General features: G+C 61.2%; 14 protein-coding genes. 10 read left to right on the top strand and 4 right to left on the bottom strand.

The window, feature by feature from the left end:
* Positions 1–98 precede the first annotated feature (98 nt).
* The 4 genes from PVA39_RS21265 to PVA39_RS21250 all read left to right on the top strand — a co-directional run bounded on the left by PVA39_RS21265 (position 99) and on the right by PVA39_RS21250 (position 2663).
* Complete coding sequence (locus PVA39_RS21265; RefSeq protein ID WP_274125735.1) at positions 99–800, top strand: transposase; 702 nt, start codon at positions 99–101, stop codon at positions 798–800.
* Positions 801–1039: 239 nt separating this feature from the next.
* A complete protein-coding gene (locus tag PVA39_RS21260) occupies positions 1040–1687 on the top strand; it encodes a hypothetical protein (protein ID WP_274125734.1) in 648 nt (215 codons plus the stop codon).
* A 4-nt stretch (positions 1688–1691) separates the two neighbouring features.
* Positions 1692–1985: a hypothetical protein gene (locus tag PVA39_RS21255; RefSeq protein ID WP_274125733.1), complete on the top strand. Its 294-nt coding sequence runs from the start codon at positions 1692–1694 to the stop codon at positions 1983–1985.
* Between the two features lie 216 nt (positions 1986–2201).
* Complete coding sequence (locus PVA39_RS21250) at positions 2202–2663, top strand: hypothetical protein (protein WP_274125732.1); 462 nt, start codon at positions 2202–2204, stop codon at positions 2661–2663.
* 155 nt (positions 2664–2818) lie between these two features.
* Here PVA39_RS21250 and PVA39_RS21245 read toward each other — a convergent pair whose 3' ends face one another.
* A complete protein-coding gene (locus tag PVA39_RS21245; RefSeq protein ID WP_274125731.1) occupies positions 2819–3271 on the bottom strand; it encodes a TIGR02444 family protein in 453 nt (150 codons plus the stop codon).
* Between the two features lie 49 nt (positions 3272–3320).
* Between PVA39_RS21245 and PVA39_RS21240 the strand changes: the two genes are divergently transcribed.
* The 4 genes from PVA39_RS21240 (at position 3321) to PVA39_RS21225 (ending at position 7034) form a co-directional block, all read left to right on the top strand.
* Positions 3321–5234, top strand: coding sequence for an ATP-binding cassette domain-containing protein (locus PVA39_RS21240; RefSeq protein ID WP_274125730.1), 1914 nt, complete (start codon positions 3321–3323; stop codon positions 5232–5234).
* A 50-nt stretch (positions 5235–5284) separates the two neighbouring features.
* Positions 5285–5818, top strand: a complete 534-nt coding sequence (locus PVA39_RS21235; protein WP_111542222.1) for a mechanosensitive ion channel family protein — start codon at positions 5285–5287, stop codon at positions 5816–5818.
* A gap of 131 nt (positions 5819–5949) precedes the next feature.
* Positions 5950–6579: a homoserine/homoserine lactone efflux protein gene (gene rhtB, locus PVA39_RS21230; protein WP_027904350.1), complete on the top strand. Its 630-nt coding sequence runs from the start codon at positions 5950–5952 to the stop codon at positions 6577–6579.
* Between the two features lie 2 nt (positions 6580–6581).
* Entirely contained in the window at positions 6582–7034 is a 453-nt protein-coding gene (locus tag PVA39_RS21225; protein ID WP_274125729.1) for a YaiI/YqxD family protein, read from the top strand.
* Positions 7035–7165: 131 nt separating this feature from the next.
* Here the strand turns inward: PVA39_RS21225 and elbB are convergent, their stop codons facing one another.
* Both elbB and PVA39_RS21215 read right to left on the bottom strand, forming a co-directional pair.
* Positions 7166–7825 carry an isoprenoid biosynthesis glyoxalase ElbB gene (elbB, locus tag PVA39_RS21220; protein ID WP_274125728.1) on the bottom strand — a complete coding sequence of 220 codons (660 nt, stop codon included), beginning with the start codon at positions 7823–7825 and terminating at the stop codon, positions 7166–7168.
* A 142-nt stretch (positions 7826–7967) separates the two neighbouring features.
* Complete coding sequence (locus PVA39_RS21215) at positions 7968–8519, bottom strand: DedA family protein (protein WP_274125816.1); 552 nt, start codon at positions 8517–8519, stop codon at positions 7968–7970.
* 251 nt (positions 8520–8770) lie between these two features.
* On the opposite strand from PVA39_RS21215, the gene hemB reads away from it, so the two are divergent.
* Positions 8771–9784, top strand: coding sequence for a porphobilinogen synthase (gene hemB / locus PVA39_RS21210; protein WP_274125727.1), 1014 nt, complete (start codon positions 8771–8773; stop codon positions 9782–9784).
* A gap of 17 nt (positions 9785–9801) precedes the next feature.
* Entirely contained in the window at positions 9802–12015 is a 2214-nt protein-coding gene (gene ppk1, locus PVA39_RS21205; protein WP_274125726.1) for a polyphosphate kinase 1, read from the top strand.
* Positions 12016–12067: 52 nt separating this feature from the next.
* On the opposite strand, the gene PVA39_RS21200 is transcribed toward ppk1, so the two are convergent.
* Positions 12068–13867 carry an acyl-CoA dehydrogenase gene (locus tag PVA39_RS21200; protein WP_274125725.1) on the bottom strand — a complete coding sequence of 600 codons (1800 nt, stop codon included), beginning with the start codon at positions 13865–13867 and terminating at the stop codon, positions 12068–12070.
* Positions 13868–13940 lie beyond the last annotated feature (73 nt).

Raw genomic sequence — 13940 nt, 5'->3', positions numbered from 1 at the left:
GCACAGACCCTGAAAGAGGGAAAAGGGGACAGATTTATTTTTCTCCTGATTGGCTAAGCTGAAGATCTCAATGGAAGGAGATCGTTAAGGAGATCGTTATGCCAAGGATGGGACGGATTGTATTGCCGAACTGCCCACATCATGTGGTGCAGCGAGGGCATAACCGGCAGGTGGTGTTTGCCACTGAGCAGGACTATCAGCGTTACATAGCAGACCTACGCGAGTTGAAAGATGCGTTCGGGGTCAAGGTCTACGCTTATTGCCTGATGACGAATCACGTTCATCTGCTGCTGGCGCCCGGCGAGGCCATCGCTGGGTTGGGGCAGTTGATGAAGGCGCTGGCAGCACGTGCTACGCGCTATCGAAATCGTCTAGAAGGTCGCACCGGCACTCTCTGGGAGAGTCGCTACAAGTCCAGCGTAGTTGAGTCAGACGCCTACTTGCTTGCCTGCTGTCGCTATATCGAGCTGAATCCGGTTCGAGCTCGTATGGTTGCTGAAGCGGTTGATTATCCCTGGTCGAGCCATCGGATGCGGGTAACGGAGCAGGCGAATAGCGATTGGCTGGATATAGATCCCTGCTTCACTGCACTTGGCCACACGGCTGAAAGGCGTCGTATCCGATACATGGAATTCATGCGTCAAGCCATTCCATCGAGCGAGATTGAGCTGATCCGTGCAGCACTACAGAGGGGGCAGCTAACCGGGAGTGCTCGTTTTTTGGATGAAATAGAAAGAATCCAAGGGAAGCGGGTAGAACTACGAGGTCAGGGCAGGCCCAAGCGACAGCCCCAAAAATAAATCTGTCCCCTTTTCCCAAGTCTGAGGTTAGAGAGCGTTACGCAGAACTAGACGCTTCTAGAAATGATGGAATCACTGCTCTTTGTGACAGTTCTCCTGGCACTTGTGATGCGATTCTGAATCGGCTTGTTGCTGAAGAGCCTCTTGTTCACGAACTGGCAAGGAAGTTGGCTCGTGAAGGGGAGATCGGTACTGCTTTGGTCCTTGGGGCGTCCATAGGGCAAAGTAATTCATCGGCAATGCAAAAAATGGCCTCAGAGCTCGGTGCTAATACTGAGTTCCAAATTGCACTCGCTGAACTTATGAGGGATGGTGCCACCGGCGGGCTTGGTAGGGCTGGCGGTATAAAGGCGCCTGCAATAACTGGCACTGGTGGCGTAAAGGGAACTAGCCCGCAGGGAACATCAGCGAAAATTGATCCTAATCATCTAGATTTGATTACAAGTCATCCAAATGCCCACTCCCTTGCTCGTCATGGTGGAAGTGTGACTGACGAGCAGCTTCTATACCGGGCAACCTCAGGTATCGCGCCCGACGGCCATGTAAAAGCACCTAATAATAAGACTGTAGTTCCGCCAATGTCATCTGCATTTCATTCTGATCAGTTGCTCGTAAGAGCAGATCAGGCTGTCCGTAACGGTGGGGCTTTACAGGCAGCTATTGCAAAAAACCCAGGTGCAACTATCGTTACAGTGAAGCCGGCGGATGTCGGTGATCTAGGTATTAGTCTAGGTCGTGGTTTTGAGCGTGTTGGAGGAAGTAAATTGAACCCAGAGTTGATGGGGGCGCCAAGAAAAGTAAATGATCTCAGAAGTGTTCAGGCTACTTATGAATTGAATCCCGTTACAAAGAAATGGGAAACTATAACCATATTCCCATCTAGGTAATGTTATGCAGGACTATCGCGTTATAAAAAACTTACTTTGCTCAATATTCTCGGCAGATGTTGGTTTTGATGAAGGTGAGGCATTTTCTGCTTTGGATCGCGTGCTTAATGATAAGCAGCAGAGAGCGGTAATAGAGAGTGAGCTGCTTGAGCTTTTTAATGATCCTTCTGTTTGCCTAGTTGAGATGCTCGATAATGATGTTTATGTCATTTATCCAGCAGATGATGAGGAGGACGCCAAAGCCTATTTGGAAGAAATATTATGGAGAAAGGTATTTCCAGGCATGCCGGCGCCTTAATGGAAGGGGATTTATTTTTCTCAAAGGTGTCGTATTCGACGCATGAGATCCATGAGTCGGTAGAAAAGGGACAGATTTATTTTCCTCCTGATTGGCTAAGCTGAAGGCCTAAATGGAAGGAAATGATTATGCAAACGATGGGCGTATGGTCGCTACACGATAGATCTGTTCCTTTTTTCTGCTTAATGAATTTTTTGGGGTTGCTCTGGCAGTTATATGAAAATTGTCCACATAATTTTGACTGCTATGGCTGCCTTGCAGGGATGCGTAAAAGTGATTCCTCCTATGGCGGACACTTCCGATGCTGCCAAAATAATCTATACAAGAATGGCGTTAAATCTCGGTGAGCTTCAGGCGCTGAGGATGTTCGATAATCCGCGCTTTGAGATGACTGAAAGATCGGGGCGCCTTATCGAGCACGGACATTTTGTAAAACAGTCAACGTCGGTGTATGTGCCGGCAGGTGAGCGTAAATATTTCAAGGCCAGCTATGTTGTATCCAGCTATAACAACTATGGTCTCAATTTCGAGTGCTCTGCTGGCATAAGTTTTATACCAGTGCAGGGTGCTACATATACGCTTACCCAAAGGCGCTCTGCTAAGGGCTGTACAATTGATCTGGTTGATGAGAGCGGAAAAGTCCCCGCTTCAATGGAGAACCTAGGCGTTTTGAAGTAGGGCTGTATCGGCTGGTAATGGCTGTAAGTCATGTTTTGGATGGGTGTTTAATGCCCTGGTTTGATGAATAGGGCGGGGTTTAAAATTCTGCCTCTTTCCCCCGATCCTCGACCCCAGCCTGCGGTCGAGGGTTAATCGTTTTCCTTATCAGCGTTTTAGAACGAGCTTGCGTCATATAGCGCCGCTCGTGGCTCTTCATGCCCCATTGGCGAAAAAACGTCCAGCCACCGCCGATCTTGGTCACTCGGCTTATGACCCCACCCCTCCGCCAGCGCCTGCAACCGCCCCAACTGCTCCCGCTCAGCCTCCAGCTCCAGCTGTTTAATCCGCTCACGCAGGCCGCTCAGTGCCGAATCCTGGCCAGCCGCTTCGCGCCAACCCTGGCGCAGCGCTCGCAGCGGTTTTACCACCTCTCGCTGCCACGGCTCGGCGATCTGGCGCAGCTGCGCTTCGCGATCCGTGTCATGGGCCACACCACGGCTATCCAGCCACAGGCCGCAGAGCAGCAGACAGACGTCCGCGCCGGCGGCCTGCAGTTCCAGGCAGGCGGCTCCCACGCCTGGGCGGGCGTAGAGGGTGGTGGCGAAGGTCCACAGGTCAGCGCTCATGCGTGCTCCGAGTATGCGGCGGGGGACTCTGGTAGAATCCGCCGCCATTATGATCCGACTCCAGAATCTTACCCTACAGCGTGGCCCTCAGCGTTTGCTCGAGAACGCCGAGCTGACCCTGCACGCCGGCCACAAGGCCGGCCTGATCGGTGCCAATGGCGCCGGCAAGTCCAGCCTGTTCGCGCTGCTGCGCGGCGAGTTGACGCCCGATTCCGGCGATTGCCTGCTGCCCGGCGACTGGCGCATCGCCCATATGCGCCAGGAGGTCGACACCCTCGACCGCCTGGCCGTGGACTACGTGCTCGATGGCGACCACCACCTGCGCCGCGTGCAGCGTGAGCTGGCCGCGGCCGAGCAGGGCCATGACGGCGCCGCTATCGCCCGCCTGCACAGCGAGCTGGACAGCGCCGACGGCTACACGGCAGATGCCCGGGCGCGCAAGTTGCTGGCCGGCCTGGGCTTCGACAATGCGCAGATGGATCGCCGCGTCGGCGACTTCTCCGGTGGCTGGCGCATGCGCCTGAACCTGGCCCAGGCGCTGATGTGCCCGTCCGACCTGCTGCTGCTCGACGAGCCGACCAACCACCTGGATCTGGATGCGATCCTGTGGCTCGAAGGCTGGCTACAGAGCTATCCCGGCACCTTGCTGCTGATTTCCCACGACCGGGACTTCCTCGATGCGGTGGTCGATCACGTCGCTCACGTCGAGCAGCGCAAGCTGACCCTGTACCGCGGTGGCTACTCGGCCTTCGAGCGCACTCGCGCCGAACGCCTGGCCCAGCAGCAGCAGGCGTACGAGAAGCAGCAGGCGCAGCGCGCGCACATGGAAAAGTACATCGCCCGCTTCAAGGCCCAGGCCACCAAGGCCCGTCAGGCGCAGAGCCGCATCAAGGCCCTGGAACGCATGGAAGAGCTGAGCGCGGCCCACGTCGATTCGCCCTTCGACTTCGTGTTCCGCGAGGCCGACAAGATTTCTACACCGCTGCTCAGCCTCAGCGAAGGGCGCCTGGGTTATGGCGACAAGACCATCCTGCAGCAGGTCAAACTGAGCCTGGTGCCGGGCGCGCGCATCGGCCTGCTCGGCCCCAACGGCGCGGGCAAGTCGACGCTGATCAAGAACCTCTCTGCCGAGCTGCAGCCACTGAGCGGCAGCCTGACCCGCGGCGAGAACCTGGTGATCGGCTACTTCGCCCAGCACCAGCTCGATGCTCTGGACGACAAAGCCAGCCCGCTGCTGCACCTGCAGCGCATCGCGCCGACCGAGCGTGAGCAGACGCTGCGCGACTTCCTCGGTGGTTTCGACTTCCGCGGCCCGCGCTGCGACGAGCCGGTGCTGAATTTCTCCGGTGGTGAGAAGGCGCGCCTGGCCCTGGCGCTGATCGCCTGGGGCAAGCCCAACCTGCTGCTGCTCGATGAGCCGACCAACCACCTCGACCTGGAAATGCGCCTGGCGTTGACCATGGCCCTGCAGGAGTTCGCCGGCGCCGTGGTGGTGGTGTCCCACGATCGTCACCTGCTCAAGAGCACCACTGACGAATTCCTGCTGGTGGCCGATGGCCGCGTGGCGCCGTTCGACGGTGACCTGGAGGATTACGCCCGCTGGCTGGTCGACTACCGCCAGCGCCAGGCCGCGCCGGTCGCCGCCGCACCGGCTGCCGGTGCCGGCAACGACAAGCGTGGCCAGCGCCAGGCCGCCGCAGCGCTGCGTCAGCAACTGGCGCCGCACAAGAAGGCGGCCGACAAGCTCGAAGCCGAGCTTGGTCAGGTGCAGGCCAAGCTCGCGGCGCTGGAAGAGCGTCTGGGCGATAGCGGGATCTACGAGGCCGCTCGCAAGGACGAGCTGCGCCAGGCCCTGGCCGAACAGGCGCAGCTAAAAGCGCGTGAGGCCGAACTGGAGGAGGGCTGGCTCGAAGCTCTGGAAACCCTCGAAGCATTGCAACGTGAACTGGAGGCCGTGGTTTGAACCTGGAGCTGATCGATTGGGCCTGGCTGGTGTCCTGGAGCCAGCCGCTGATGCGCGCCGGCCAGGTGCTGCTGATCCTCATCCTGGCATGGGTTGCTCAGCGCATCCTCACCCGCGGTATCACCCGTCTGGGCCAGCGTTACCCGCAGTTGCCGCCGGAGCTGCTTATGCCGTTGCGCGGCCTGACCCGCTGGCTGATCCTCGGTAGCGCCATCATGCTGGTGCTCGAGCGCCTCGGCGTGTCCGCCCAGGTGCTGTGGGGCGCGCTCACCGGTTTCGTGGCGGTGGCGGCGATCGCCTTCTTCGCGATCTGGAGCGTGCTCTCCAACATGTTCTGCACGCTGCTGATCTTCGCCCTCGGGCCGTTTCGTATCGGTGATTGCGTGGAGGTGCTGGAAAGCGCCGACAAGCCGGGCGTGCGCGGTCGCGTGCTGGCCATCAACCTGTTCTACACCACCCTGGAAGACCTGACCGGCGATGCGCCGGGCACCTGGCTGCAGATTCCCAACAGCCTGTTCTTCCAGAAAGCGGTACGCCGCTGGCGCAACGGCGAGCTGCCGACGGCCCGCAAGATCGAGCCTTAATCGAGACTGTGCCACGGTACGCATTTGGGGTTGCGTGCGCCGCCTGTGAAATAGCGCCTGCAGCCCCTGCCGCGATTGCGGCAATTCCGGTAATTTCGACGTTTCGCTAATCCCTCACCGAGGTCGCCATCATGGCTCTGGAAACCTGGCTCGCTTTCTTCGTCGCCTGTTGGCTGATCAGCCTGTCGCCGGGTGCCGGGGCCATCGCCTCGATGTCGGCGGGGCTGCAATACGGTTTCTGGCGCGGCTACTGGAATGCCCTGGGCCTGCAACTGGGCCTGGCGCTGCAGATTGCCATCGTCGCGGCGGGCGTCGGCGCGGTGCTGGCCACCTCGGCCCTGGCGTTCAGCCTGATCAAATGGTTCGGCGTGGCCTATCTGGTCTATCTGGGCTGGCGCCAATGGAGCGCCGAGCCGGCGGACATGAACGTCGCGGGCGAGCGCCCCATCGGTCGGCCGCTGAGCCTGGTGCTGCGTGGCTTTCTGGTCAACTTCGGCAACCCCAAGGCCATCGTGTTTATGCTCGCGGTGCTGCCGCAGTTCATCAATCCCCATGCGCCGCTGACCGAGCAGTACCTGATCATCGGCGTGACCATGGTCACCGTCGACCTGATCGTCATGGCTGGCTACACCGGCCTGGCCGTGCGGGTGCTGCGTCTGCTGCGTACGCCGCGCCAGCAGCGCATCATGAACCGCAGTTTTGGTGCCCTGTTTGTGGGTGCGGCAGCGCTGCTCGCCACCGTGCGCCGCGCACCGCTCTAAGCATGCGTGTCTGGATCGACGCCGACGCCTGCCCGCGGCTGGCCCGCGATCAGGTGGTCAAGTTCGCCCTCAAGCGTAATTTCGAGGTGGTGCTGGTCGCTGGCCAGGCTGTGGCGCGGCCCAACTTCGCCTGCGTGAAGCTGATCGTGGTGCCGAGTGGCCCCGATGCGGCGGACGATTACCTGGTAGAGCACGCTGTACCGGGTGAGCTGGTGATCTGCAGCGACGTGCCGCTGGCCGATCGACTGGTCAAAAAGGGCGTGCTGGCGCTGGATCCCCGTGGGCGCGAGTTCGACGAACGCAACATGGGCGAGCGCCTGGCGGTGCGTAACCTGTTCACCGATCTGCGTGAGCAGGGGCAGCTCGGTGGTGGCCAGGCGGCCTATGGCGACAAGGATCGCCAGGCCTTCGCCAATTCGCTGGATCGCTTGCTGACGCGTTTGGCGCGGGGTTGAGGCTTCGCTGACGACGAGCTTGCGAGCTAGAGCTCTGCAAGGCAAAAACGGGTGAGGAAGCGGAGTGTACTTTTGTACATGAGCATTCCGAACCCGTTTTTAACGCCGCAGAGCCGACGCGCAGCTGGTCGTCACTCGTGAGTCAGTTCCAGCACCCGATCCACCAGCTTGTTGATGCCCGAGGCCGCTTCGGCGATGGAGTTGGCGAGCATGTAGGCCGGGGTGGTGACCAGCTTGCGCTCGGTGTCTTCGACGATTTCTTCCACATGGCACTCGACGTGTTCGGCGCCCATCTTGCCGAGCGCGGCGGCGGTATCGGCGTCGTTGCCGATGGTGCAGGTCACGCCGGCGCCAAAGATGCGCGCGGCCATGGCCGGAGCGATACACATCAGGCCGATGGGTTTGGCGGCGCTTACGAAGGATTGCGCGGCGGCCAGTACATCGGGCTGCACGCTGCAGTCGGCGCCCTTGCTTGCGAAGTCGCTGAGGTTCTTGGCGGCGCCGAAGCCGCCCGGGATGATCAGCGCATCGAAGTTGTCGGCACGCAGCTCGCGCACGTCCTTGACGTTGCCGCGGGCGATGCGGGCCGACTCCACCAGCACGTTGCGGGCGGGCTGCATTTCCTCGCCCTTGAGGTGGTTGATCACGTGGGCCTGATCGATATCGGGCGCGAAGCACTGCACCTGGGCACCGCGCTGATCGAGGCGCAGCAGGGTGATGACGCTTTCGTGGATCTCCGCGCCGTCGTAGACGCCGCAACCGGAAAGGATCACTGCAACTTTCTTGTTCATCGACCAACTCCTGATGAAGGGCCAGCACTACGTCGAATGCAGCGCTCGCTTGAGAAAAACCTGCCTGAAGATATGACTGGGCAGTCGTGAGATTGTTACAGCCTTTTGAACGTCTGCGCCGCGTTCGTCAAGCTGGCGCTGACTAGCCCTCGCGCTGTCTGCGCCGGTACAGCCAGACGCCCAAGCCGATCACCAGCAGGACGCCGAACAGATAGGCCTGGATCTCGTGCAGTTCGCCGAGCAGGCCTTCCAGTGCGCGGCCGAGCTTGTAGGCCAGGGTGCCGAGCGCGATGGCCCAGATGGCCGCACCAATGGCGTCGAGAATCACGTAGCGGCGTCGCGGGTAACCGGAAATGCCGATGGCCAGTGGCATCACCGTGCGCATGCCATAGAAGAAGCGAAAGCCCAGCACCCACAGGTCAGGGTGGCGGCGCAGGTACACCAGGGCCTTGTCGCTCAGCGCCTGCCACTTGGGCTTGCGTTCGAGAATGCGGCGGCCGTGACGGCGGCCCAGGTGGAACCACAGCTGGTCGCTGGCGTAGGTACCGATGAATGCGAACAGCATCACCAGCTCGATCTGCAGGATGCCGCGTAGCGCCAGATAGGCCGCTAGCAACAGCGACATTTCGCCTTCGAGAAAGGTGCCCAACGCGAGGGCCGGGTAACCGAAGTGCTGCAGCAGATTTTCCAGCATGTAGAGATGACCGTCGCAAATGGGGGGCAAGGCTACGCCGTTCGACACTCTAAAACAGCATTTGTCGAAAACCCGTGAAATATCCCGAGCGCCGGCGCTAGCGGCTGATTTTGCGAGCTTTTGCGCGCCGGGATGTGCCTTACTGGCTGCGACGCACCGTCGCAGTATTCGTTGTGCTCGTCATCATTTAGTCATAATGGCGGCTTATAACTGTCACACTTCGCCCGTTCGAGCGGGCCCAGGAGTCTGCCGTGAGCTTTACCCCCGCCAACCGCCTGTTCCCTGCCACCCGCCTGCGTCGCAATCGTCGCGACGACTTCTCCCGGCGTCTGGTGCGCGAGAACGTGCTGACCACCAACGATCTGATCCTGCCGGTATTCGTGCTCGATGGTGAGAATCAGCGTGAGGCGGTGACGTCCATGCCGGGCGTCGAGCGGCTGTCCATCGACCTGCTGCTGCAGGAAACGGAAAAGTGGGTGGCGCTGGGCATTCCGGCGTTGGCGCTGTTCCCGGTCACTCCGGCGGAAAAGAAAACTCTCGACGGCCGCGAAGCCTGGAACCCGGACGGCATCGCCCAGCGCGCCACCCGTGCGCTGCGTGAGGGTTTCCCCGAACTGGGGGTGATCACCGACGTGGCGCTGGACCCGTTCACCACCCATGGCCAGGACGGCATTCTCGACGAAGACGGTTACGTACAGAACGACATCACCGTCGATGCGCTGGTCAAGCAGGCGTTGTCCCATGCTGAAGCCGGTGCCCAGGTCGTCGCGCCGTCGGACATGATGGACGGGCGCATCCAGGCGATTCGCGAAGCGCTGGAGCTGGCCGATCACGTCAACGTGCGGATCATGGCCTACTCTGCCAAGTACGCCAGCGCCTACTACGGCCCGTTCCGCGATGCGGTGGGTTCGTCGCTCAACCTGGGCAAGGCCAACAAGGCTTCCTACCAGATGGACCCGGCCAACAGCGACGAGGCCCTGCACGAGGTGGCCAGCGACCTGGCCGAAGGCGCCGATATGGTCATGGTCAAGCCGGGCATGCCCTATCTGGATATCGTTTCCCGGGTCAAAAGCGAATTCAAGGTGCCGACCTTTGTCTACCAGGTCAGTGGTGAATACGCGATGCACATGGCCGCCATCCAGAATGGCTGGCTGAGCGAGGCGGTGATTCTCGAATCGCTGACCGCCTGCAAACGAGCGGGTGCCGACGGCATCCTCACCTATTTCGCCGTGCGTGCGGCCGAACTCTTACGACAGGGGCAATAGCCCTCCAGGGTAATTCAATGAGCAACGAAGGACTCAGTGAGAACGAACAGCTCGACGTAGCGGCAGTCAACCTGCCGGTGGTCGACGAAGCACCGGTGGAAACAGTCGTGGAAACACCCGTAGTCGAAGCTGCGGCAGCGCCCGTGGTGGTGCCGAGCCTGGATGACAGCAGCCTGTACATCCACCGCGAGCTGTCTCAGCTGCAGTTCAATATCCGCGTGCTTGAACAGGCGCTGGACGAGTCCTACCCGTTGCTGGAACGCCTGAAGTTTCTGCTGATCTTCTCCAGCAACCTGGACGAGTTCTTCGAGATTCGTGTTGCCGGTTTGAAGAAGCAGATCAACTTCGCCCGTGAGCAGGCCGGTGCCGACGGCTTGCAGCCGCACCAGGCGCTCTCGCGCATTGCCGAACTGGTGCACGAGCAGGTCGGCCGCCAGTACGCCATCCTCAACGATGTGCTGTTCCCCGAACTGGCCAAGCACGGCATCAACTTCATCCGCCGGCGTTACTGGACCACCAAGCACAAGGCCTGGGTGCGCCGCTATTTCCGTGACGAGATCGCGCCGATCATCACCCCGATCGGCCTTGACCCGACGCACCCGTTCCCGCTGCTGGTCAACAAGAGCCTGAACTTCATCGTCGAGCTGGAAGGCGTCGACGCCTTCGGCCGCGACTCCGGTCTCGCTGTTATCCCAGCTCCACGTCTGCTGCCGCGCATCATCAAGGTGCCGGAAGAGGTGGGTGGCCCAGGTGCGAACTACGTGTTCCTGTCGTCGATGATCCACGCCCACGCCGACGATTTGTTCCCAGGCATGAAGGTCAAGGGCTGCTACCAGTTCCGCCTGACCCGTAACGCCGACCTGTCGGTGGATACCGAGGACGTCGAAGACCTGGCCCGCGCTCTGCGTGGCGAGCTGTTCAGTCGCCGTTACGGCGATGCCGTGCGCCTGGAAGTGGTCGATACCTGCCCGAAACACCTCACCGACCAGCTGCTCAAGCAGTTCGGCCTGTCGGAGCATGAGCTGTATCAGGTTAATGGTCCGGTCAACCTGACTCGCCTGTTCAGCATCACCGGCCTGGACAGCCACCCGGAGCTGCAGCACGCGCCGTTCACCCCGGTGATCCCCAAGCTGCTGCAGAACAGCGAGAACATCTTCAACGTGGTCAGCAAGCAGGACATCCTGTTGCTGCACCCCTTCGAGTCGTTCACGCCGGTCGTCGACCTGCTGCGCCAGGCCGCGAAAGACCCGCACGTGCTGGCGATCAAGCAGACCCTGTACCGCTCGGGCGCCAACTCGGAGATCGTCGACGCGCTGGTGGAAGCCGCGCGCAACGGCAAGGAAGTCACCGCGGTGATCGAACTGCGCGCGCGCTTCGACGAGGAGTCCAACCTGGCGCTGGCCAGCCGGCTGCAGGCCGCCGGTGCGGTGGTGATCTACGGCGTGGTCGGCTTCAAGACCCACTCGAAGATGATGCTGATTCTGCGCCGCGAGAACGGCGAGATCCGTCGTTACGCGCACCTGGGTACCGGTAACTACCACGCTGGTAACGCGCGGCTGTACACCGACTACAGCCTGCTGACCGCCGACGTGGCCCTGGGTGAGGACGTCTCCAAGCTGTTCAGCCAGTTGATCGGCATGGGCAAGACCCTGCGCATGAAGAAGCTGCTGCACGCGCCTTTCACCCTGAAGAAGACGCTGCTCGACCTGATCGCCAAGGAGACGGCCGCAGCCGCAGAGGGCAAGCCGGCGCACATCATCGCCAAGTTCAACTCGCTGACCGACGCCAAGATCATCCGCGCACTGTACAAGGCCAGCCAGACCGGCGTGAAGATCGACCTGGTGGTGCGCGGCATGTGCTGCCTGCGTCCGGGCATTCCCGGCGTGTCGCACAACATCCAGGTGCGTTCGATCATCGGCCGTTTCCTGGAGCACACCCGGGTCTACTACTTCCTCAATGGCGGCGACGAGCTGATCTACCTGTCCAGTGCCGACTGGATGGAGCGCAACCTCGATAAGCGGGTGGAGACCTGTTTCCCCGTGGAGGGGAAGAAGCTCATCACGCGGGTCAAGAAGGAGCTGGAGGCGTACCTCACCGACAACACCCACGCCTGGGTGCTACAGCCGGACGGGCGCTACGTGCGGTTGTCACCTACCGGCAACCAGAACTCGCGCAGTGCTCAAGCCAGCCTGCTGGAGAAGCTCAGCGCACCGGTGATCACCGCGCGCTGATCAGCTGGATAAGAAAACGGGCCCTCTGGGCCCGTTTTTTATTTTGGCTAATTCAGAACCAGGCGTCCTGCATCGCCAGGCAGGTATCGTCGCGGCGCGCCAGAATATCCAGATCATGATGGCAGCCTGGCACTTCGCGCAGCAGGAAGTAGCGCGCGGCCTTCAGCTTGCCGTCGTAGAAGTCAGCGTCCCCTCCTTTACCGTCCAGGCGGCCCTGTTCGGCGCGTACCGCCTGCTCCAGCCAGCGCCAGCCGAGCACCAGATGGCCGAAGGCTTTGAGGTACAGCGCCGAGTCGGCCAGCGCCGTATTGATGTGGCCCTGCTGCAGGTCGCCAAGTAGGCCCAGGGTGATTTCCGACAGGCGCTCCAGCAACGCCTGCAAGGGCTGGCGCAGGGCGTCCAGTTCGCTGAATGGCTCGGCACGCTGGCAGGTGTCGAGAATCCGCTGGCGCAACGCCTGCAGGCCAGCGCCGCCATGCTGGCCAACCTTGCGGCCGAGCAGGTCGAGGGACTGGATACCGTGGGTGCCCTCATGGATCGGGTTGAGGCGGTTGTCGCGGTAGTACTGCTCCACCGGGTGGTCGCGGGTGTAGCCGTGGCCGCCGAGAATCTGGATCGCCAGAGCATTGGCCTGCAGACAGTATTCGGACGGCCAGGACTTGGCGATTGGTGTGAGCAGGTCGAGCAACTGTGCGGCCTGTTCACGCTGGGCGGCGTCTTCGAGAGTCTGGCTGTCGTCGACCAGGCGCGCGCAGTACAGCACCAGGTCGAAACCGCCTTCCACGTAGACTTTTTGCGCCAACAGCATGCGGCGCACGTCGGCGTGCTCGATGATCGCCACCTGGCCACCGACCTGCTTGGCGTCAGGCAGGCGCCCCTGGGGGCGCTGGCGGGCGTAGTCGAGCGAATACAGGTAGCCAGCATAGCCGAGCATCACCGCACCCATGCCGACGCCGATGCGCGCCTCGTTCATCATTTGGAACATATAGGCGAGCCCAGCGTGGGGCTTGCCGACCAGATAGCCTATGCAATTGCCCTGATCGCCGAAATTCAGCGCCGTGGACGTGGTGCCGCGCCAGCCCATCTTGTGGAACAGGCCGGCCAGGGTGACATCGTTGCGCGCGCCGAGGCTGCCATCGTCATTGACCAGAAACTTCGGCACGATGAACAGCGAAATACCCTTCACACCGGCCGGCGCGTCGGGCAGGCGGGCCAGCACCAGGTGGACGATGTTCTCGCTGAGGTCGTGGTCGCCACCGGAAATGAAGATCTTGTTGCCCTTGAGACGGTAGATGCCGTCGCTCGCTGGCTCGGCGCGGGTGCGGATGTCGGCCAGGGAAGAGCCGGCGTGGGGCTCGGTCAGCGCCATGGTGCCGAAGAAGCGCCCCTCGATGATCGGCTGCAGGAAGCGACGTTTTTGCGCCTCATCGCCAAAGGCTTCGATCAGGTTGGCAGCGGCCATGCTCAGCAGGGGGTAGGACGCCGTGGCGATGTTGGCCGCCTGAAAGTGCGCGAAGCACGCCTGGGAGAGCAAGTTGGGCAGCTGCATGCCGCCCAGCTCGAAATCCCGTGTGGCGTTGAGAAAGCCCGCCTCGTTGAAGGCCTGCAACGCCGGTTTTACCTCGGCGATCAGTTTCGCGCCGCCGTCGACGTACTGCGGCTCGTGCTCATCGTTCTTGCGGTTGTGCGGGGCGAACAGGTTTTCGGCGATGCTGCGCGCGGTGTCCAGGGCGGCGTCAAAGGTTTCCCGGTTGTGCTCGCTAAAGCGCGGGCGTTGGCTGAGTGCTTCGGCGTCGAGCACTTCGTAGAGTTCGAACGCCAGGTTGCGGGCGCTGAGCAGGGTATCGGACATGGTGGTTCTCCGCTGGAATGAGGCCAGTCTAGTGGCCTTACTACGCCTCGCCAGCATCATCGAAAGCGGTGAT

The organism is Pseudomonas sp. CNPSo 3701, from assembly GCF_028674975.1.
In the GTDB taxonomy this organism is placed as follows: Bacteria; Pseudomonadota; Gammaproteobacteria; order Pseudomonadales; family Pseudomonadaceae; genus Aquipseudomonas; species Aquipseudomonas straminea.
The sequence above is the reverse complement of the archived record's forward strand: the minus strand, read 5'-3'. Positions and strand labels throughout refer to the sequence as shown.